This is a genomic window from Polyangiaceae bacterium (assembly GCA_020633235.1).
Taxonomy (GTDB): Bacteria; Myxococcota_A; Polyangia; order Polyangiales; family Polyangiaceae; genus JACKEA01.
The window spans coordinates 624,171-644,803 of sequence record JACKEA010000002.1 but is presented as its reverse complement, the minus strand read 5'-3'; the positions used below and the strand labels follow the sequence as shown (position 1 = coordinate 644,803).

13 protein-coding genes are annotated in these 20,633 nt (G+C 67.5%); 8 read left to right on the top strand and 5 right to left on the bottom strand.

Features of this window, described 5'->3' with window-relative positions; genetic code table 11:
- The first annotated feature begins 37 nt into the window (after positions 1-37).
- The 5 genes from uvrC (at position 38) to H6717_13315 (ending at position 8,628) form a co-directional block, all read left to right on the top strand.
- Positions 38-1,912, top strand: coding sequence for an excinuclease ABC subunit UvrC (gene uvrC, locus H6717_13335; protein MCB9578000.1), 1,875 nt, complete (start codon positions 38-40; stop codon positions 1,910-1,912).
- 304 nt (positions 1,913-2,216) lie between these two features.
- Positions 2,217-4,583, top strand: a complete 2,367-nt coding sequence (locus H6717_13330) for a hypothetical protein (GenBank protein ID MCB9577999.1) — start codon at positions 2,217-2,219, stop codon at positions 4,581-4,583.
- Between the two features lie 226 nt (positions 4,584-4,809).
- A complete protein-coding gene (locus H6717_13325; protein MCB9577998.1) occupies positions 4,810-7,122 on the top strand; it encodes a hypothetical protein in 2,313 nt (770 codons plus the stop codon).
- A gap of 60 nt (positions 7,123-7,182) precedes the next feature.
- Positions 7,183-7,872 (top strand): response regulator transcription factor, encoded by a 690-nt coding sequence (locus tag H6717_13320; GenBank protein ID MCB9577997.1) that lies wholly within the window; start codon positions 7,183-7,185, stop codon positions 7,870-7,872.
- Between the two features lie 570 nt (positions 7,873-8,442).
- Positions 8,443-8,628, top strand: a complete 186-nt coding sequence (locus H6717_13315) for a hypothetical protein (GenBank protein MCB9577996.1) — start codon at positions 8,443-8,445, stop codon at positions 8,626-8,628.
- Positions 8,629-8,680: 52 nt separating this feature from the next.
- Here H6717_13315 and H6717_13310 read toward each other — a convergent pair whose 3' ends face one another.
- Together H6717_13310 and H6717_13305 are read right to left on the bottom strand one after the other, a co-directional pair.
- Positions 8,681-9,010, bottom strand: a complete 330-nt coding sequence (locus H6717_13310) for a four helix bundle protein (GenBank protein MCB9577995.1) — start codon at positions 9,008-9,010, stop codon at positions 8,681-8,683.
- Positions 9,011-9,689: 679 nt separating this feature from the next.
- Complete coding sequence (locus H6717_13305; protein ID MCB9577994.1) at positions 9,690-10,520, bottom strand: M23 family metallopeptidase; 831 nt, start codon at positions 10,518-10,520, stop codon at positions 9,690-9,692.
- A gap of 107 nt (positions 10,521-10,627) precedes the next feature.
- On the opposite strand from H6717_13305, the gene H6717_13300 reads away from it, so the two are divergent.
- Complete coding sequence (locus H6717_13300; protein MCB9577993.1) at positions 10,628-11,407, top strand: class I SAM-dependent methyltransferase; 780 nt, start codon at positions 10,628-10,630, stop codon at positions 11,405-11,407.
- A gap of 72 nt (positions 11,408-11,479) precedes the next feature.
- Here H6717_13300 and H6717_13295 read toward each other — a convergent pair whose 3' ends face one another.
- The 3 genes from H6717_13295 to H6717_13285 all read right to left on the bottom strand — a co-directional run bounded on the left by H6717_13295 (position 11,480) and on the right by H6717_13285 (position 18,954).
- Entirely contained in the window at positions 11,480-16,060 is a 4,581-nt protein-coding gene (locus H6717_13295; protein ID MCB9577992.1) for a translocation/assembly module TamB domain-containing protein, read from the bottom strand.
- 38 nt (positions 16,061-16,098) lie between these two features.
- On the bottom strand, positions 16,099-18,162 hold the full coding sequence (locus H6717_13290) for a BamA/TamA family outer membrane protein (protein ID MCB9577991.1): 2,064 nt from the start codon (positions 18,160-18,162) through the stop codon (positions 16,099-16,101).
- A 93-nt stretch (positions 18,163-18,255) separates the two neighbouring features.
- Complete coding sequence (locus H6717_13285) at positions 18,256-18,954, bottom strand: hypothetical protein (GenBank protein ID MCB9577990.1); 699 nt, start codon at positions 18,952-18,954, stop codon at positions 18,256-18,258.
- Positions 18,955-19,129: 175 nt separating this feature from the next.
- Here H6717_13285 and H6717_13280 point away from each other — a divergent pair, with 175 nt between their 5' ends.
- Positions 19,130-19,822: a metallophosphoesterase gene (locus tag H6717_13280; GenBank protein MCB9577989.1), complete on the top strand. Its 693-nt coding sequence runs from the start codon at positions 19,130-19,132 to the stop codon at positions 19,820-19,822.
- On the top strand, positions 19,806-20,426 hold the full coding sequence (locus H6717_13275; protein MCB9577988.1) for a hypothetical protein: 621 nt from the start codon (positions 19,806-19,808) through the stop codon (positions 20,424-20,426). The genes H6717_13280 and H6717_13275 overlap by 17 nt, the downstream gene beginning before the upstream one ends.
- Positions 20,427-20,633 lie beyond the last annotated feature (207 nt).

The following is a 20,633-nucleotide window of genomic DNA, read 5'->3' as shown; positions in this document are numbered from 1 at the left end:
AGGGCCCGGACGTCGGTGGTAGGCTCGGCGCCGTCTCATGTCAGTCCCCGACGCGGTCCGAGAAAAGCTCGACGCGCTGCCGGCGCGGCCCGGCTGCTACGTGTTCCGCGACTCTGCGGGGGAGCCGCTGTACATCGGCAAGGCCAAGAGCCTGCGCTCGCGGGTGCGGAGCTACTTCCAGGACGGCTCCAGCGACGACCGCGGCTTCATCCCGTTGCTCCGGCGGCAGGTGGCGGATCTGGAAACCGTGGTCACGGCCACGGAGAAGGAAGCGGCCATCCTCGAGAACAGCCTGATCAAGGAGCGACGGCCGCGCTACAACGTCAAGCTCCGCGACGACAAGGAGTACCTGACCCTCAAGCTCTCCTTGGAGCACGAGTGGCCGCGCCTCGAGCTGGTGCGGCGACCGGAGAAGGACGGCGCGCGCTACTTCGGCCCGTATCACTCGGCGACGGCGGCGCGGCGCACGCTGCACCTGGTGGAAAAGCACTTTCAGCTCCGCACCTGCTCCGACCGCGAGCTGTCGGGGCGGCGACGCGCATGCCTGCAGTTTCAGATCAAGCGCTGCCCGGCGCCCTGCGTGTACGAGGTGGATCGCGAGCACTACGGCCAGCAAGTGCGGGCGGTGACGCTGTTCTTGGACGGACGTCACGACGAGCTCAGCAAAGAGCTGAAAGAGCGCATGCGGCAGGCCAGCGAGCAGATGGAGTACGAGCTGGCGGCGATCTATCGCGATCAGCTCCGGGCGGTGGAGCTGGTGCGCGAGGCGCAGCGCGTGGTGGTGGTCACGGATCGCGACCAGGACGTGCTGGGCATGTACCGCGAGGGAGATCTGGTGGAGCTCAGCGTGCTGTACGTGCGCGCGGGGCGCGTGATCGATACCGCGAGCTTCTCGCACGCGCGGGTGGAGCTGCCGGACGACGAGATCGTGGCGACGTTCTTGCGCGAGCACTACGGCGGCGAGGGCAGCGCGGAGCTGGTGCCCGACGAGATCATCGTGCCGCTCCTGCCCGAGGGCGCGGAGGGCGTCGCGGAGTGGCTGGCGGAGCGGCGCCCGCGCACGAAACGGGTGGAGCTGGTGGCGCCCGCGCGGGGCAGCCGCAAGAAGCTGCTCGACCTGGCGATGGACAACGCGCGCCACGCGTTCGAGGAGAAGCGGCGCGCCGCCGACGACATCGACGAGCGGCTGGCGAAGCTCCAGACGCGGCTGCGTCTGCCCACGCTGCCGCGGCGTATCGAGTGTTGCGACATCTCGCACCTGGGCGGCAGCGACACCGTCGGCGCGGTGGTGGCTCTCGACAACGGCGTGCCCGACAAGAAGCGCTATCGCACGTACAAGGTGAAGTCCGTCGCCGATGGCGACGACTACGGCGCGATGGCGGAGGTGCTCGGGCGACGCTTTGCGCGGGGCCGTGCCGCGGCAGAGGGCGAGGAGCAAACCGGCGAGTGGGAGCTGCCGGATCTGTTCGTGGTGGACGGCGGCCGCGGGCAGCTGGCGGTGGCGCTGACCGCCGCGCGGGATCTCGGTCTGCACGACCTAGCGGTGGTGGGCTTGGCCAAGGAGAAGGAGTCGCCCCTGGGAGAGAAGCTCGTGGACCGCGTGTACCTACCGGGACAGAAGAACCCGATCCCGCTCCGGCCCAACAGCCCCGAGCTGTTCCTCCTGGCTCGAGCCCGGGACGAGGCCCATCGCTTCAGTAACCGCGGGCGCAAGAAGGTCGGCAAGAAGCGACGCTTCGAGTCGGAGCTCGATCGCATCCATGGCATCGGCCCCAAGACGCGGCAGGCGCTGCTCAAGCACCTGGGCTCCCTGGGCGCGATCCGCACGGCGAGCGACGCGGACATCTTGGCCGTGCCCGGCGTGGGCAAGCGGCAGCTCCAAGCACTGCGGGAGCACTTCCAAAAGCCATAGTGGTTGCCGACCCCGGCGGCCGATGGACAACGAAGTTGGCGCTCGCGGGTGAGATGGGGCCGATTTCCGCGCATTGGGTGGGGCACGAGGTTTGCTCGACCTTTCTACGGATGCATGGCTTTCGGGCGGCTCAAAGGGCAGCGCACGGCGCGATTGACAGCAATCGTCCCGGGCACTTACGCTCCTACCGCCGGTTTCTGGGACCGGCGTCCGGGGCGGCCGGCAGGGGTCGCCTCCACTGTTCGATTACCGGACCGGCGCTGGAGCCGGTCCCGGCCTTAGCGCCACCCAAGGAGTCGTCGTAATGAAGCTGAAGCGTTCGCCCGGGAATCGGTCGATCTCCGCGCGTCTGGTGCGTGCGGGATTGGCTGGCCTCACCGCCGTGGCGGCCATCTCAGGCCTGGCCACCGGCTGCCTGGATCGGCCCGTGTCGCCGGCCTCGCCGAACACCACCAACGTGTTCGTCGACCAGATCCGCCAGCAGAGCGTGGACAAGATCGACCTCTTGTTCATGATCGACAACTCCATCTCGATGGCCGACAAGCAGGCCATCCTTGCGGACGCGGTGCCGGAGCTGGCCAAGCGCTTGGTGACGCCGATTTGCGTGGACGCCACGGACCACACCACGCCCACCGGCCAGTACGCCACGCCGGACTGCCCGGGAGGCTCCGAGCCCGAGTTCAAGCCGATCCGGGACATCCACATCGGCGTGATCTCGTCCAGCTTGGGTGGCCACGGCGGCGACGTGTGCGAGGGCGGTGCCGAGGGTCAGAACGACCGGGCACGACTGATCGCCTCGGTGCGTGGCGGCATCCCGAGCTACAACGGTCTCGGCTTCCTGTGGTGGGATCCGGATGGCAAGGGTAACCCTCCGGGCCAGAACAACGACAGCGCACTGTTCAACGACTTTTCGGCCAACGTGAAGGGGCCGGGCGAGCAGGGCTGCGGCTACGAGGCATCCCTCGAGTCCTGGTACCGCTTCCTGGTGGATCCCCAGCCCCCTGGCGCGGTGGCGAAGGACCCCACCACCGGGCTCACGACTGTGTCTACCTGCGATCCCGCCGCCGAAGGTCAGGATTGCGATCCCGGTAACGGGCAACCCGGTATCTGCACTGGCGGCATCTGCGCGGACAAGACCCTGCTCGAGCAGCGCCAGAACTTCCTGCGGGGAGACTCGTTGGTCGCCGTCATCATGCTGAGCGACGAGAACGACTGCTCCATCCGGGACGATGGCCAGGCCTGGCTGGTGTCCACCAGCGGCAGCCCCGTTCCCCGGGCCACCAGCGCCTGCAATTCGAACCCGGATGACCCGTGCTGCTTCAGTTGCGGTCAGCTCGCGCCGCAGGGGTGCACGCCCACGGATCAGGATGTTGAGTGCCAGAAGGGCGCTTACGACCAGAACACCGAGGACACCCCCAATTTGCGCTGCTGGGAGCAGAAGCGCCGCTTTGGTGTGGACTGGCTGTACCCGATCAAGCGCTACATCGACGGCCTGACTCAGCAGCGGATCTTCAACCGCACGGGGCAGGAAGTGCCGAACCCGCTGTTCGCCAACTCCAGCGGTACCTCCCGCGATCCCAGCCTGATCTTCCTCGCAGGCATCGTGGGCGTGCCCTGGCAGCTGATTTCCGACGCGGCGAGCCAGAGCGACCCGAACACGCTCAACTACCTCAACGCGGGCGACATCGACTGGTCCAAGATCATCCACAGCGGCAGCCCGGGGCCCGGCGTGTCCGGCTACGGCCCTCCCGGTGATCCCCACATGATCGAGTCCGTCGTTCCGCGTGCGAATTTGCCAGATCCGAATTCCGCACCAGGAGCCGATCCGTACAGCGGCCACGAGTGGCTGCCGGCCAACGACGACCTGCAGTACGCCTGCATCTTCCCGCTGGAGCAGCCCCGCAACTGTCAGGGCGCCACGGGCGGCTGCGACTGCAAGACGGGTGGTGATCCGGGCTACGCCCTCAACAACCCGCTCTGCCAAGACACCGGTGGCGGGTACTCCTACACCCAGCGTTTGGCCAAGGCGTATCCGGGGTTGCGGCAGCTCGAGGTGCTGCACGACTTCGGGGAAAACTCGATCGTGGCCTCCATCTGCCCAAAGAACACGAGCGACAAGACGGCGGCGAGCTATGGCTACAACCCAGCCGTGGGCGCCATCATCGAACGCCTGAAGGAAGCGCTGAACGTCAAGTGCGTGAACCGACCCATCGCGGTGAACGTCAATCCTGACACCGGCGAGACCGAGACCCAGTGCGCAGTGGTGGAGGTGTCGGCGACCCAGAACGGTGCCTGCAACTGTGACGGAAACGCCAACCGTGGGCCGGTGGATCCCAAGCTGGTGAGCCCGGTGTTCAAGCAGCTCGCGGCTCTGGGCCAGTGCGGCCCGGGTTCCGCATCGGGCATCCCCTGCGATGCGGTCAACTTCTGCCAGTGCGAGATCAACGAGGCCTCGAACAAGCAGTCGTGCGAGAACGACCCGGACGGCGCCACCCAGGGCATCGGCTGGTGTTACATCGATGCCGAGCTCGGCATCGGCAATCCAGCACTGGTCTCCCAGTGCAACCCGCCCCGCCAGCTCCGCTTCGTCGGCAACGATACGCCGGCTTCGGGAGCGACGGTGTTCATCGCCTGCCTCGGCAAGATCCTCACAGGCGACGCGGGTAGCTGATCCCCCAGTAGGATCGACGAAGAAGGCGGCACCGAGCGGTGTCGCCTTTTTCGTTTTGTGCCTCCCGCGTTGACGCTGACGACAACGCACTTGGCGCTCTTTGGTGCTGCTTGGCGCCGTGCTGCGAAGAAGCGGCCGGCACGGACGTTGCTGTTTGCTCGATGTCGCATCGTCGCGTGATCGCTCAGCGACGCTCCGGCCATTCATCCATCAAGGAGCCGTCATCATGAAGCAGCACACGTCCCCGCGAGGGGCGCGCGCTACGGGTGTAGTGCGCGCTGGGCTCGCCGGTCTCGCCAGTGTCGGTATCGTCGCCGCGCTGTCGTCCGGCTGCCTGGATCGCCCCGTATCCCCCGCGTCGCCCAACACAACGAACATCAGCATCGACGAGGTGAAGAGCACCGCTGTCGACAAGATCGACCTCTTGTTCATGGTGGATAACTCCCAGAGCATGGCGGACAAGCAGAAGATCTTGGCGGATGCCGTGCCGGAGCTCGTGCGCCGCTTGGTCACGCCGGTGTGCGTGGACTCGCAGACCCAAGCGCTGATTCCGGGCACCGCCGCGCCGAACTGCCCGAACGGGAGCGAGCCGGAGTTCAAGCCGGTGGAGGACATCCACATCGGCGTGATCTCTTCCAGCTTGGGATCCCATGGCGGGAGCTACTGCACGTCCAACGCTACGGAGGACGACCACGCGCACCTGATGCCCACGGTGCGCACTGGCGTGCCCGACAGCGACGGCCTCGGCTTTCTGTGGTGGAATCCTGGGGGCACCGGTGGGACGGCAGACGCGACGACGCTGGTGAGCGACTTTGCCGCGGGGGTGACTGCCGCCGGCGAGCAGGGCTGCGGGTACGAAGCGTCCCTCGAGTCGTGGTATCGCTTCCTGATCGACCCGCAGCCGCCGGTCTCGGTGCGGGTGCAGGACAACACCATCCAGCTCCCCAGCTGCGCGGCGGACGGTCAAGACTGCGACGACGGCCAAGGTCATCCTGGGGTGTGCGTCGGTGGTGTCTGCGCCGACAAGACGCTGCTCGCGCAGCGCGAGAGCTTCTTACGGCCGGACTCCCTCGTCGCAGTGATCATGCTGAGCGATGAAAACGACTGCTCCATCCGCGATGGCGGACCCGGCGTGGAGGGGCAGGGGTTCCTGGCGACCTCGGAACTCCCTTTGTTCCGGGCCACGTCGGCGTGCGCGACGGATCCGGACAGCCCGTGTTGCCACACCTGCGGTCTCGGTGACGTAGAGGGCTGCCCGCCGGTGGCGGACGACGCCGAGTGCAAGAAGGGCAAGTACTCCGACACGGAGGATCCCCCGAACCTTCGCTGCTGGCAGCAGAAGCAGCGCTACGGAGTGGACTGGCTGTACCCAGTGGATCGTTACGTGAAGGGTCTGACACAGCCGCTAATCACGGATCGCATGGGGCGCGAAGTTCCGAATCCGCTGCTGCGCACCGGCGGCAAGGTGCGCGATCCGGATCTGGTGTACCTCGCGGGCATCGTGGGCGTTCCCTGGCAGCTGGTGTCCACGCCCGAGAGCAACGATCCGCAGAACGCGGACACCCTGGAGTACCTGACCCCCGAAAAGATCGATTGGAGTCGCATTACGCCCGGACCCAACAGCGATCCGCACATGGTGGAGTCCGTACAGGCTCGAAGCGGCGTACCCGGTGCCGACTCCGCGCAGGGAGCCGACGCCATCAACGGTCACGACCGCGTAAGCGACGGGTCCGATCTGCAGTACGCCTGCATCTTCCCGCTGTCCGACGCGCAGGATTGCGACGTGGACAAGTGCGACTGCAAGGACGTGGACGATGCCATCTCCAAAGCTTCGTATACCGAGAACGATCCGTTGTGTCAGGCGCCCGGTAGTGGCCCGGGCGCTGGCTACTCGAGCATGCAGTACTTCGCCAAGGCATATCCGGGCCTCCGGCAGCTGGAGGTACTGAAGGGCATCGGGGAGAACGCCATCGTGGCGTCCATCTGCCCGAAGCTGTCCAAGCTCGCGGATCAGGGCAAGCCCAGCTACGGCTACACGCCCGCGGTATCGGCCATCGTGGAGCAGCTGAAGAAGCAGCTCACTTCCAAGTGCGTGAACCGTCCCATCACCGTCATCAAGAACGACGACGGCACGACGGAGACGCAGTGCGCCGTGGTGGAAGTGAAGTCCGGCGGCGGCTGCTCCTGTGACGGCGCTCAGAACCGAAGCGCCGTGGATTCGAAGCTGGTCAAGCCCGTGCTCAGCCGGTTGAAGCAGACCGGACAGTGCGGCCTCGAAGGCGCACCGGACTGCACGCCGGATTCGTTCTGCATGTGCGAGCTGGGGGAGGCGACGAACAAGGCGTCGTGTGAGAACGACCTCGTGCCCGCCGCGGATGCCGTGGGCTGGTGCTACATCGACGCGGATCCGTCCGTAGCGGTCGGCAACCCGGAGCTGGTGAAGGACTGCCACCCCGCGCGCAAGCTGCGTTTCGTTGGCGATGAAACGCCCGCTTCAGGTTCCACCGTGTTCATCGCTTGCCTCGGAAAACCGCTGTGACCTCGACTTGATGGTCGGCCTTTACCCGCCCGGGCCATTCGGTAGGATGCCCGGGCGGTCATGGAGCTCCCGAAGACGATCCTGATCATCGAAGACGAGCCCCACATCGTCCTCGGGCTCTCGGATGCGCTCGAGTTCGAGGGCTTTCGCGTGGTCGTCGCCAAGACGGGCAAAGAGGGCGTCACGTTGGCGCGCCATGAGCGCCCCAACGTGGTGCTCCTCGATCTGATGCTGCCGGACATGAACGGCTACCAGGTGTGCGAGGAGCTCCGGCGTTTCGACGCCTTCATGCCGGTGATCATGCTCACCGCCCGCAGTCAGGAGGCCGACAAGATCCGCGGCCTGGACGCCGGAGCGGACGACTACGTCACCAAGCCGTTCAGCGTCGGTGAGCTCATCGCCCGCATTCGCGCGCTGTTTCGTCGCATCAACCGTCCGAGCGAGACCCTGGTCTTTCGCGTGGGCAATGCCAGCGTGAACGTGAGCTCCCACACGCTCCTGCGCGACGGCGAGAAAGAGGAATCCCTGAGCTTCTACGAGGTCGAGCTCCTCCGCTTCCTGCACGAGCGCCAGGGCCAACCCGTGAGCCGCGAGGAAATCCTGAACAAGGTGTGGGGCGTCGACGCCAACCCGTCGAACCGCACCATCGACAACTACGTGGTCAAGCTCCGCAAGAAGCTCGAGAAGCGCCCGGAAAAGCCGCAACACATCCTCACCGTCTACGGCTACGGCTACAAACTCGTCCCCTGACGCAACCCCGCGCGTCCGCGCACCCGCGTCCGGACCGGCGCCCGCGTCCGCACCCGCGTCCGCTCCCGCTCCCGCAACCGGCCCCGCTCCCGCGTCCAGACCCGCTCCCGCAACCGGACCCGCTCCCGCAACCGCTCCCGCCTCCGCGGACATTTGGCGCGCCGAGTCTCTCGTCTGTGAGCCAAATTGTGTCATGGGGGAGGGTAGACCTCGTCGACCCATGTCCGGCGCCGGAAGGTGGACACCCGCACGCCAAGAGCTACGTCGCAATTTGTGGCGTCAGCCGTGGAGAGTCTTCGCCGGCCATCGAGTACGGCACAAGAGATGCGTTCAAGGAATCACATGAACAAGAGGCCACGGTTTGGCTTGATCAGGGTCGGACTCCTTCTGCTCCTGGCGTCCGGCCTCGGTTGTGGGTCGTCTGACTCAAAGCGCGGTGTGGCCCCGGATGGGGGAATGTCAGACGCCGGTCCCGACGACGCTGCCGATGGGATGACGACGACGTGTGCTGTTTGCACACCTCCAAGCTACACGTGTGCCACTTCGGATCCCAACTTGGAGAGCGCCACCATGATGATCTCGGCAATCGGCGAGACGGGCTGTACGGGCGATCTTCAAGGAACACAGTACGAGATCCAGTGTGACCCCCTGGAGATTTGCTACCAGCAGAGTTGCCAACCCATCGAAGTGGATGCTGGCGCACTTTCGTTCATTCACCTCGCGTCAACACCGGTGCTGTGTGGCCCCAATCCGTAGCCACGCGACGGTGCGAAGGGGCGCACCAAGTGCTGCGCCCCTTCGCGGCGCCCTACTGCGCTCGTGAATGCGCGAGGCGATACAAGGTGCCGATGATCTTCTGCGAGCGGTCTTCGAGGGGCGCGACCAGGGGCGGGATGTAGCGAAGCCGAACGCTGACCTCGAGCACAGCGTAGCTCTCGCGCATTTCGCAGAGCGCAATGGTGTACTTGGCGCTCTTGTTGCGGCCGCGCGCATCCATGCCTTCGGCGGTATTGAGCACGACCGAGCGCGACGCCCGTCGAAGCTGGCGAGCCAAGTCCGGGTCGTGCTTCTCGATTCGAGCGATGAGCTCCACGAGATCTTCGAGCCAATCGAGCATGTCCGAGTAGATCCTGAGCATTCGAGTTCTCCGCGTTCGCCCGTCCGCGCCCACTGCGCGAGGGGTGTCCCACCCCTCACCGGCGAGTCGCAGGCGGGGTCCAGGCTGGCTGCGTCAGCAGCCACCGGCGAAGCCGGCTTGGCCTGGAGGCCGCCGAGCACGCCGGTAGGATCGGACACCCCGAGCGAGGCCTACGTGCAAATGCCGGCGCGCGGAAACGACGCGGACATGTGGCCCCCGAGCGAGGCCTACGTGCAAATGCCGGTGCGTGGAAACGACGCAGACATTGAGCGCCGAGGTTCCGCGCCACCGTGCGCGCTGCCGCGGACATTGGGCTCGCGTGTCGGGGTGGGGGGAGCGCCGAGTAGAAATGGCAGGCGCAGACATGTGGCTCCCGCGAAGCGCGGGCTTGATGGCGAGTGGAGGGAACGCCGCCGTTGCACGCCCCGCCCGAATCTATCCCCGCTCCGATGTTCGCCAGACACGCCAGGCGAACCTGGAAGCGGGGATGAGCGCGCATCCCTGCGCCGATGTTCGTCCTACGAACATGGAAGGGCGGATAGATTTCCGCCGCCCCCGCCCCCACGTCCGCCCCCGCTCCCGCTCCCGCATCCGCTCCCGCTCCCGCTCCCGCATCCGCTCCCGCTCCCGCAACCCGCGACTGCCGCGCGCCGCGCCGGGTTTCGCGCCGCCCCAACATTCAGCTCTTGCCGAGCGGCAGCACATTGCGCGGGTCGCACACCACCGTCTTGGCGTTTTGCGTGATGCCCCTCGCGCTGAGATCTGCGGCATTCACTCCGTCCCGCACACGGCGCACCTCGAGGTGCAAATGCACGTCCCCGGGTGCGCCCGAGTCTCCGACAAACCCGAGCAGCGAGCCCTCGCGCGCGTTCATTCCGCGCGCAATGCCGGGCGCGGGTCCATCAAGGTGTCCGTAGATGACGACATAGTCCCGCAAACGCCCCCCTTCACGGACGGCGTGGCGCGTGACCACGGAGTTGCCGAACAGCTCGCCGACGAACAGCACCTCGGCGTCCCCCACCTGATGCTCGAGGTTCACCAGACGCACTTCGGTGCCGCGCTTCTGCGCGATGTCGATGCCGCCATGGCCGATGGCCTTGAGGTTCTCGCCGCGGCGCTGCTCGGCATCCGGGCGATCCAGATCGTAGCCGCTGGCCACGAAGGCCTGCCCTTCCGTGAGGGGTACGGGATAGCGGTACGCGCGGTAGCTCTTCGGGCGATCCGGCCGCCGTGGGATCTGATCGTAGATGCGCCACTGCCCGGTCTTGTCGCGGTGCCCGGCCTGCTCGGCGACCAGCGCCTCCCCGGAGCTGGTCCGAGGCACCGGAATGCACACCCGACCGTCCGGCAGGGTGTCCGCGGGGCACTGCGCGGACAGGCCTTTTTGGGCGTCAGCGGCGCTTTCCACCAGCAGCTGAGGCTGCCCGAGGGGTGCCTGCCCCACCTCCGCGGCCCGCACCACCGCGGACAGCGAGGCCGCCAATAGCGCAGCTTTGACCAGGGGCTCCACGCCGGGATCATAACGCGCCCACGTCGGGATTGCTTCCAAGGCTCCGGGTTGATAGCTCGGGTGGTGTGATACCGACGGAGTTGCTCGCCCCGGCCGACGCGGCCGTCATGGAGACCTTCGTCGTGCCGCGCTATCTCTCCTTCTTCGGCGAGCTCTTGTTGGAGATGGTGCTGGCGGGGGAAGGCGCTCGCTTCGCGCATCTCGGGTGCCGCACGGGCTATCCGGACAAGCAGCTGTACGAGATCAACGGGGGCTCCACGGTGGTGGGCGTGGATCCTTCCGCGGCGGCGCTGGAGCTGGCCCGCAACAAGGCGGCTGCCCTGGGGGAAGTTCCCATCGAGTACGTGGAAGCGACGGACTTCCCCACGGGGCTCGAAGCGCAGACGTTCTCGCACACCGTGTGCCTCCATCCGGTGGGCTCCACGGAGGCGCGCCTGGATCTGTACCGTGAGATGCATCGGCTGCTGTACCCGGGAGGACAGGCGCTGGTGGCGTTGCCCCTGCGCGGTTCGTTCCAGGAAGTGGCGGACCTGCTCCGGGAGTACGCGCTGAAGCAGGACGAGGGCGAGCTCGGCCGCGTGGTGGAAGAGTCCATCGCGGCGCGCCACACGATAGAGACGCTCTCCGAGGAGCTCGAGAGCGTGGGCCTCGACGACGTGGACGTCGAGATCCGGCAGACCGCGCTGGCCTTCGACAGCGGCCGCGCCTTCATCGAAGATCCGGTGAGCCGCTTGTTGGTGCTGCCGGAAGTGAAGAGCTACCTGCCGGGCCACGACCTGGAAAAGCCCCTGGAGTACATCCGGGACGCCATCGACAAGTACTGGTCCGAAGGCAAGTTCGAGCTGACCTTGAACGTCGGCTGCGCCAGCGCCCGCCGCCTGGAATAGCGGCTTCTTCTTGTCGGTCCGGCGCGAGCCCCGTCGCGCCGCGCGGTTCCGCGGCGTTCCGACAAACCAAGATCAGTATCTATACTGCCAGAGCAGATCCAACCCGGTGCCCACGGTGCCGATCTCCGTGCGCAGTGACCAGTTCTTGCGGAAGCGCCAATCCACGGTGCCGGAAACGTCCACGCGATCCGCGCCGGCGGTGGTCTGCGTCGTGTCCGTGGCGGTGGAGCGATACGTTCCTTCGAACCAGACGGTGTCGCTGATGCGCACGGCGGCGGTGTAGCTCGACGTGTTCTCGTACGTTGCGGTGCGGATCTCGACCTGTCCCACGAGGGCGTCAGAGAGCAACGCGTTGAGTGCGGTGGCGAGGCCACCCGCTGCCACGCCGCCGGCGGCGGCGCGCGCGCCGGAGCTGCTGCTCTCTTCCGAGCTGGTGCCGCCGCCGCCCAAGAGCAGCGCCATCACTTCTTGCTCCGGCCGCGCGGGATCGCTGGACAGCTTGAGGCGCGCGTCCTTCAGGGTGCCCTGCACGTCGACGTACACGGTGCTGCCGTCCGGCGCGCGCCAGCTGGCGGTGACGTTCACGTGGGGATCGGCGGGCTCGCCGGTATCGAACATCACGCGGCCGGATTCGATCACGAAGGTCTTGCCCAGCGCCTGCATGCGCCCGCCGGCTTCCAGCTCCACGTAACCGGTGACCTTCACCTTGTCCGCGAGATCCACCACCGGCTGGCCGGTGAGCAGGATGTTCATGTCGTTGCGGGTGATCTTCACGTCCTTGCCGAGGTTCACGACGAAGTGCCAGGGCATGATCGCTCCGGCGTGCTCCTCGGTGGGCTCCCGCAGCGGCTGCTCCACGTCGATGGCGGGATTGTCTCCCAGCTCGATCACGCTGCGCGCGGAGGCCCGGGGCAGACGCGCTTCCAAGCTGGGGACGGTGGCGGTGACCACCATTCGGTCCTTCTCGCGCTCGAGCTCGAGAGTGGCGAGGCCCCGAGCGCTGGCCTGCGGCACGCCCTGCACCAGCAGCGGCACGTCTACCAGGCGCAGCCAGCCGTTGCCGCGCTCGAGGCGCAGGCCGTCGAGATACAGCGTGGCGGCGGCCTTCACGTTGTCCGTCTCCGAGCGGGCCTTGCCCTGCACGTTGGTGATCTCCAAGGCCGTGAAGCGTCCGGCGTCCCGCGCTTCCGCGCGGAAGCTGATGTCGCGGATGTCCATGCCCAGGGGCGCGATCTGCATCACGCCGCGGGTCATGCTGGCCCAGCCGAGCACCTTGCCGGTCCAATGCACGTCGGGCTTGCCGTCCTCGCCCTTGATCTCCTCGGCGACGAGGGTCGCCTTCAAGTCGCCATCCACGCGACCGCCAAGGCGCGAGAACACGTCCGTGAGGAACGGCGAGAGCACCGCGGCGCTATAGGACTTGGCCTCCAACCCGAGCAGCAAGGGGCGCTTGGTGTCGAGATCCGGCAGCGGCCCCGACCAGCGGACGCCTCCGCCGGCGTTCACCTCGATGTGGCCACCGCGGTTGTCCATGCGGGCGCGGGCCGTGGCGGTGTGGCCGTCGCTGCGCAGGAACAAGCTGCCGCTGCCCACGGGCACCATGTCCACGCTGGCGTCGTGGATGTCGATGTTGGCCGTGGCCAACGGGAGCACGGTGCCGGCGGGCCGCTGAATGGCGAGGGTGCCGGTGAGGGTGCCGCCGACGTGGCTGTCGGCCAACGGCGGGATCACGCCCAGCGGCGTGCGCTCGAAGATGAGCTGCGCGCCACCGTTCCAGGAGCCGCTGCCCCACGGCGCTTCGCCCTTGGTCAGGAGCCAGGCGACGCGCGAACGACCTTGGCTGAGCTCCGCGGTGCCGGCGAAGCGGCCGCTCTTGGGCTCGTACTGTCCGGTGCCGTGGATGCTGACGGGCAGCGCCAGGCGACTCGAGGTGCTGGACAGGTCCGTGAGGTCCACGGTGGTGCCCAGGCGAGGATCGAGGGGTGTGCCGTTGAAGGAAATCTTGCCGCCCACGGTCCCCGAAACGCCCTTGGGCCGGATGAACTCCGGCAGCGCGGCGAGGGAGCGGTCCGGCACGCTGAGCACGGCGACGATGGGTGTGCTCTTCAAGAAATCGAGGATCTTCTTCGGCGCCTTGATGATGGCGGGCAGATCCAGGTGCACGCTACCGGAGGCCATGGCCAACTGCCCGCCCTCGTCGGTCGCGATCAGCGTGGCGCTGGAGTCTCCCGTTTCTCCCAGGATGCCGGTGCTGGCCTGCAGATCGATGCCTTCGATCTTGATCGGCTCACCTTCGCCGGGCTCTCCCGGAGACACGGTGACGGCCAGGTCCTTGGTGCCGGCCAGCGCGCCCACGTTGGGGATGGCGTCGGGCTCGCTGCGCTCCACCCGCAAGCGGCCGAAGGCCTTGCCGCGGACTTCTTCCACGTGGGCTTCGGGCGGTAGCAGGTAGGTGAGCAACGCGAGATCGATCTCGTTCATCTGGATCTCGCCCAGGCCGGTGATCTCGCGCCAGCTCTTCTCGTCCACGGCGTGGCCGCCGAGCTCCGCCTCCCAGGCGGCACCGAAGGCGCCGATGTCCTGGACCAGCGCCGAGGCCGAACCCTGGAAGTGGCGGTCGTCGAGATCCGCGTTCACGCGCAGCGAGATCCCGCTCAGGGAGGCGATGGATCCGTTGCCCAACGCCAGCATCACGCGGCCGCGGGACTCGCGCTTGGTGGCGACCACGTCGGCGTCCACCACCAGCTTGCCGCCGAGGGTGCCCCGCGGCAGGCCGAGGGCACGGGCGATGCGATCCAGATCCAGCCCTTCGCCCTTGGCTTTCACCTCCACGTGGTCCGGACGTACCAGCACCGAGCCACTCAGGTTGCCGCCGGCACCGGCCAGCTTGAGGTCCTGGATGAACACCTCCTGCTTGCCGAGATCCAGCCGGGCGATCTTGCCGCTGAGCGCCGCGCCTTCGCGCTCGACCTCCAGCTTCAGGTTGTCGACCCGCGGCGACTTCTTGCCCACGTCCACCGTGGCGGAGGCGTTGACGTTGGGGCCGTAGCTGTCGGTGAGCTCGGCGGTGACCTTGGGGCGGAGCACGTTGCCGTGGGCCGTGGCCTTCACGCGATCGAAGGACAAACCGCTGGCGGCCAGCCGCGACCCACTGAGCCGTGCATCGATGCTGAGCTTGTCGGGCTGGGTGAGGGGGCCCTTGGCGTGGCCGCTGACCTGGCCTTTGCCCAAGTGCACGTCCTGTACGTCGAGGCCGCTGACGTCCGCGGTGAGGCTGGCGTCCAGCTGGTTCTTCTCGATGCGCGCCTTGACGCGCATGTCCACCGTGCCGCGGGCGCCGGTGAGCTCGCGCACCCGTGGTGCCTTCTGCAGGGCGAAGGTCCGGGCGTGGGCGTCCACGTCCACCGCGCCGTCGGGGTGCACCGTGAAGTCCACCTTGAGGGGCATGCCCTCTTCGTGGGCGGTGGCTTTGCCCTCGAAGCCCTTTTCGTTGAAGGTGCCGTTCACGTCCACCGCCGGCACGTCGTAGCCGGCGATGTGCGTGGCGGCGGTGGTACCGTTCACGTCCACCACCACTTGGCCCTTCTTGTTCCAGACGGAGATCGCCGAGTCGACGTCCACCTTGGTCTTCGGCAGGTTGGGCCACAGCGCGCGCAGATCCACGCTGCGGCCTTCCACGTCCAGGTTCACGCCGACGTTGCCGGACAAGCGCAGCGGCCCGCTGGCGGCGATGCGGGTATCGCCGATCTCGAAGCGGGAGCTGGTCTGCAGGTTGGGCAGCGCGCCGGAGGCCTCCACGTGCGCGGTGACCGGCTGCTTGAGGGGGTAGTCCACCCACAGGCCGCGGACGTCCTCGGGGTTCGCCCGCGGCAGGTCCAGCGTCGCCGAGATCTCGTCGCCCTTCACGTACAGGAACGCGCCCGCGCTGAGGTTGCCGAAGAATCCGTCGAAGGAGGTCCACACCGCACCCGGCGCGCGGATGTGGATGTCACCCGTACCGGTGGCGTCCGTCCCGCCCAGGCCGCGCACCACCATGCCGTAGCGCTTCACGTCGATGGCGGCGCCCTTGGGCGTTCCGAGCACCGAGCCGCGCACGTTGGAGAGCTGCACCTCCATGGTGGGCAGCTCCGCCACGCGTCCGCGGGCGTACACGCGGCCGATCTCCACCTCCGGCAGCCAGGCTCGGATGTAACGACTGGGGCCGCTGGGGGTGCTGGGCGCCGTCGGCGCGGAGGGGACCGGCGTGAACGCCGCGGCGATGGTGGGGATGCCGGTCTTGGCGTCGGGGATCACGAACACCTCGGCGCGCTCCGCGCGCACGTGGCGCACCACCAGGGTGACCTTGCTCTCGCCGAACAAGTACTTGTCCGCGAGCTCGATGGCGTCGACCTTGATCTTGAGATCGCTCAGCACCAGCACCGTGGCGCCGTTCGGGTCCTGTACTCGCAGATCCGTGGCGATCACGCCGTACGGGCTCAGGTGCTCCACGCCGCCCACGGTGATGGTGCCGGAGAACGCCGACGATAGCTCGCGCGTGAGCAGGGCGGCGGTGAGGCGGCGCGCCGCCGGTGTGTTGGCGTGCAGTACGCCGCCGGCGACCAGCGCGGCGAGGAGAACTGCGGTCAGGCCCAACGCCTGGGAGAGACGAATCACCCAGGCGAGCGTGCTTCGGACCCAACCGCGGGCGGCCATCAGAAGGCTTCCCCCAAAGCGATGTGGATGGCCATGGGCAACCCGAACACGGTCCCCGGATCGCCTTCCTGGCGCTGGATGTCGAGCTCACCGATCTGCTGCAATGCAGGCACGCGGTAACCGATGTCGAGGCGAACGGGGCCCACGGGAGTGAGATAGCGCACGCCTGGACCGACTGACACGTGGGGCACCGTGAAACGAATTTGTCCCACATTTCGTGTGACGTCGCTGGCGTCGACAAAAGTCGCCCCCGTGAAGTCCCCAGCGATGGGGAAACGCACTTCCAGGGAGGCTTCCCACAGCGTGAGCCCGCCCAGCGGCCGGATGCAGGCGCTCGGAAGATCGTCCACCGTGACGGGGGTGCCGTCGCTCTTGAGGCGGTCCAGGGAGCAATCTTGCCCCGTTGGCACCAAGAAGCCGACGGGCCCGTGGGGACCCACACCGCGGAACGGGTAGCCGCGGTTGGAGTTCGGTCCGCCGGAGTAGAAAGCGCGGAACAGGAGCTTGTGCTGATCGCGGATGACCGCCGGCGCCGTCGGGTCCTGCCGCGCCGCGGGGTTCGACGGATCCAGCGTCTCGCCGTAGTTCGAAGGGAACAAGAACCCCGTCGTCATGCGCGTGGCCAGCACGACCTTCTTGTTGCGGGTCAGGGCCTTGTACAGCCGCACCTCCGGCCGAACGCGCACGTCCGACACCGTGCCGCCGAACACGAAGCCCGCGACCTGCAGCGAGTTGGAGACGTACACGCCGTTGTGCGGCGTGATGCGATCGTCACGAAAGTCCAGGATCGCGAACAGCTCCGGGAAGCTCACGCGCACGACGTCGAGGCCGTCGGGCTTGTCTCCCTGGTAGGTGAAGGGGAAGTTCGCCTGCCAGTTGTAGGAGGGCGTCACGAACAAGTGATGGGAGAAGAACGCGCGCTCCACGCCGACGGAGGTCTTGACCTCGTTGTAGCCGATGATGCGCTCCTTCTCGGGATCCGCGCCGTCCGGCAGCGGATACAAGAGGGGATAGATGCTGTAGTCCCCCGCCACGAAGCCGGTGGTGCGTCCTTCGAGGAAAGAGGGTTGCCGAAGCTCGGCGTGAATGCGGTTCTCCGGCAAGAGCCGGGTGGGCGCGTCGAAGCGGCCGATGCGCGTCGGGAAATAGGTGACGCCGGGACGTGCGTCGATGGAGAAGCGGCGCATGTCGCCCAGGAAGTTCCGGTGCTCCCAGCCGACGCGCAGGTGGTTCGACAGGCGCAGCACGTCGAAGCGGGCGCCGCCGCCCAGCCGCACGGTGCGCAGCGCGCTCTCCCGCACCACCACCCGCACCGGCACCACGTGGCTCTCCGGGCGCGACTTGTCTTCACGGATCTCCACGCTGGAGAACACGCCCAGGCTCATCAAGGCTTCCTGTGCGTCCACCAGCTCCTGCCGGGAGTAACGGCGCCCCTCGCGGATGTCCAAGTTCGCGATCACCGGGCGCTGGGGGATGCTCTCTAGCCCCACGATGTCCACTTTGCCGTAGCGGGCTTCCTCGCCGGGATCCACGTGGAACGAGACCTGTGCACTGTGCGTGGCCAGGTTCACCTTGGCGTGATGAGTGACCTTGGCGAAGGCGTAGCCCGCGTCCCCCAGGGTGTTCACGATGGCTTTGGACGTGCGCTCGAAGGCGGCTTCGTCGAAGCGTTCCCCCGCGCGCATGGTGACGGCTTTCAGCACCTGCGCGCCGATCTCCACCGGCAGCTTCTCGGCGCCGTTGACGTCCACCACGCCCTGGATCAGCACCGGCTCTCCCTGGAACACCCGGATCTGCACCTTCACGTGGTGCTCGTCGACGCGGATGATTCGCGCGGCCGTGACTTTCGCCTCGTAGTAGCCGCGGGCGCGGTAGTAGCGCTCCACGCGCTCGAGGTCGCGCGCCAGCACGTTCTCGTCGAACACCTGGTAGTCGAAGAAGACGCCGTCCCAGATGCCGAGAAAGCGCGACGAGTCGGCGGTCGCCAGACCGTCGAGCAGCTCGTCTTCGTCCACGTCCGTCGCGCCCTCCAGCTCGACGTCGGAGATCACGTCGCGCCGCACCGGGTACGCCTCTTTGAGGCATCCCGTTGCGAAGAGCGCCAGGCTAGCTAGCGCGAACGCGTGGAAAGCGCGGCGACCACGCACCGCGCTCCGTCACTTCTTCATGCCCGGAAGCGTTGCCGGCTCGGCAGGCTTTTCGAGGTAGTTGATCTCGTCGTAGGTCAGAAGACCCATGATGGGGTCGGCTTCCGTGCCGGTGGAAGACTTCACGAAGGTGGTGGAGTAGTCGCCCTTCACCGTCACCTTGGCGCCCTTTACTGGCAGTGGATTCGGGATCTTCACTGCCCAGAAGGTGTCCATGTGCGGCTCGGCGTCCTCCTTCTTGTCGTACTCTTCGATGGCGTCGTAGATCTGCGCGAAGTTCGAGGCCCAACCCATCACCTTGATGCAGTCGCTCTCGGGGGCATCCTTGGTGTCGCCAATCCAGAACGCAGGCACCGGGGGGTTGCAGCCTTCGGGGTCCGCCTTGCCGCCCTTGTGAACGGCGCACTCGGGGGCGTCTCCCAGGTTGGTCTTGGTGATGTAGCCGGTGATGGAGAGCTTCTTGCCGGCCACTTCCTTGTGCCGCACCCGGCTCCGGAGCGAGTAGCTGGCGCCCCACACGGTGTAGGCGTCGCCCGCCTTCAGGGGCTTCTGGGGCACGTTGGGAACCGGGGGCAGGTTCGCCTTCACGCCGCTGGGGCTGGGCTTCGGCTCGTACTTGACCTCTTCCTCACCGCAGCCGGTCGCACCCAGGCACAGCAGGGCAGCCAGCGTGGAAGCACAGATGGGGCGGGCGCACTTGGGCAGCATTCGGAGCCTCCTCGATTCCAATGGTTCTGGACGGGTATCATGGCCCCTCTAGCGGCCGCAAGACCGCTTTAACGCTGGGCTTTCCGTCGCGTCCCCGGGATTTTTCCGCTGCTCTCGGAGCCGGCCCGGGGTTCGCCGAATTGACACGTGGTTTCGCGGTGTTACAAACCTGCGCGTGGCGCGCACCGTGATCGTTGGAGATATCCACGGCTGCGCCCCCGAGCTCGATTCGCTGCTCGATCGGCTGGCCTTCAGCGACGGGGATCGGCTGGTGGCGGTGGGGGACTTGGTGGCGCGGGGGCCGGACACCTCCGCGGTGCTTGCCACCCTGCGGCGCGTGGGGGCGCGCAGCGTGGTGGGCAACCACGATCAGCGCCTGCTGGACGCACGGGCCGCCCGGGCCCAGGGCGAGCGTGGGCCTCGGCTGTCCCCCGCCCATGAGCGGGTGATGGCGCGCCTCTCGGAGCAAGACTGGGAGGACCTCGCCGCCTTGCCGCTGTCCCTGGAGTTACCGGAGCACGACGCCGCGGTGGTCCACGCTGGGCTCGTGCCAGGGATTCCTCTCGAGCAACAGGATCCGTGGGTGCTGCTCCACGTACGCACTCTTCGTCCCGACGGCACCCCGAGCGATCGCCGGGATGCGCAGCTGTGGGGAGAGGTGTACGCGGGTCCGACCCACGTGGCCTTCGGACACAACGCCATCGACGGCCTGCAGCTGCACCCCTACGCCACGGGCCTCGATACGGGTTGCGTGTACGGCGGCAAGCTCTCCGCGCTGGTGCTCGATGCGGGCGAGCCGGTGCCGCCCGCCGCGAAGCGCCACATCGTGAGCGTCGACGCGCGCAAAGAGTATGTCCCCCTCAAGTGAGCTGCGCATGCTGTCGCACCCCGTGCCCGTCCCCGCGGGAGCCATCGAGAAGGGACGCTGCGTGGAACCGGGTTTCTTCGAGGTGAGCTTTCGCTGCGAGCAGCAGAGCATCGAGGAGCTCCGCGCCACGTATGCCGCGTGGGTGACGATGGACGGTTGGCAGGAGCGCCGTGGGTCGAGCCAAGGCGCTGCCGGCTGGTCCCTGTTCGTGCACAAGCAGGGGACCGAGCTGACCATTCACGGTTACGTGTCACCGAAGCCTCACGACCCACCGCCCATGCTGTACCTGTGTGCCGAGCGCGAGAGCGAGCTGCCGCCATCGGATCCCTCGCAGCCGGTGAGCGCGTTCGGCGTGGTGGTGCCGCTGCCGCCGCGCCTCGCTCCGGGCCGCGTGCGCGCGACGCCGGATCGCCAAGAGCACGACTTCGCGATCGCCGACGTCGGCGGCGTGCGCGAGCACTTCGTCACCTGGGCTCCGCGCGCAGGCTTCGCCCTCGTGGACGAGATCGACAGCGACGGCGCGACCACGCTGCTGTTTCGCGGCGGGGAACGCGACGTGAAGGTGAGCTTCGGTCGGACGCTGAGCGTCGTGATCACGCGCTGAAGCACGGGCCGCGGTGATACGCCGAGCGTCGAGATCACGCGCTGAAGCTCGAGCCGCGGTGATACGCCGAGCGTCGTGATCACGCGCTGAAGCACGAGCCGCGGTGATACGCCGAGCGTCGAGATCACGCGCTGAAGCACGAGCCGCGGTGATACGCCGAGCGTCGAGATCACGCGCTGAAGCTCGGGCCGCGGTGATACGCCGAGC

Excerpts from the sequence above, each read along its gene's own strand:
- uvrC (MCB9578000.1), top strand. The coding sequence starts at position 38 with ATGTCAGTCCCCGACGCGGTCCGAGAAAAGCTCGACGCGCTGCCGGCG.
- H6717_13330 (MCB9577999.1), top strand. The coding sequence starts at position 2,217 with ATGAAGCTGAAGCGTTCGCCCGGGAATCGGTCGATCTCCGCGCGTCTG.
- H6717_13325 (MCB9577998.1), top strand. The coding sequence starts at position 4,810 with ATGAAGCAGCACACGTCCCCGCGAGGGGCGCGCGCTACGGGTGTAGTG.
- H6717_13320 (MCB9577997.1), top strand. The coding sequence starts at position 7,183 with ATGGAGCTCCCGAAGACGATCCTGATCATCGAAGACGAGCCCCACATC.
- H6717_13315 (MCB9577996.1), top strand. The coding sequence starts at position 8,443 with ATGATGATCTCGGCAATCGGCGAGACGGGCTGTACGGGCGATCTTCAA.
- H6717_13310 (MCB9577995.1), bottom strand. The coding sequence starts at position 9,010 with ATGCTCAGGATCTACTCGGACATGCTCGATTGGCTCGAAGATCTCGTG.
- H6717_13300 (MCB9577993.1), top strand. The coding sequence starts at position 10,628 with ATGGAGACCTTCGTCGTGCCGCGCTATCTCTCCTTCTTCGGCGAGCTC.
- H6717_13285 (MCB9577990.1), bottom strand. The coding sequence starts at position 18,954 with ATGCTGCCCAAGTGCGCCCGCCCCATCTGTGCTTCCACGCTGGCTGCC.
- H6717_13275 (MCB9577988.1), top strand. The coding sequence starts at position 19,806 with ATGTCCCCCTCAAGTGAGCTGCGCATGCTGTCGCACCCCGTGCCCGTC.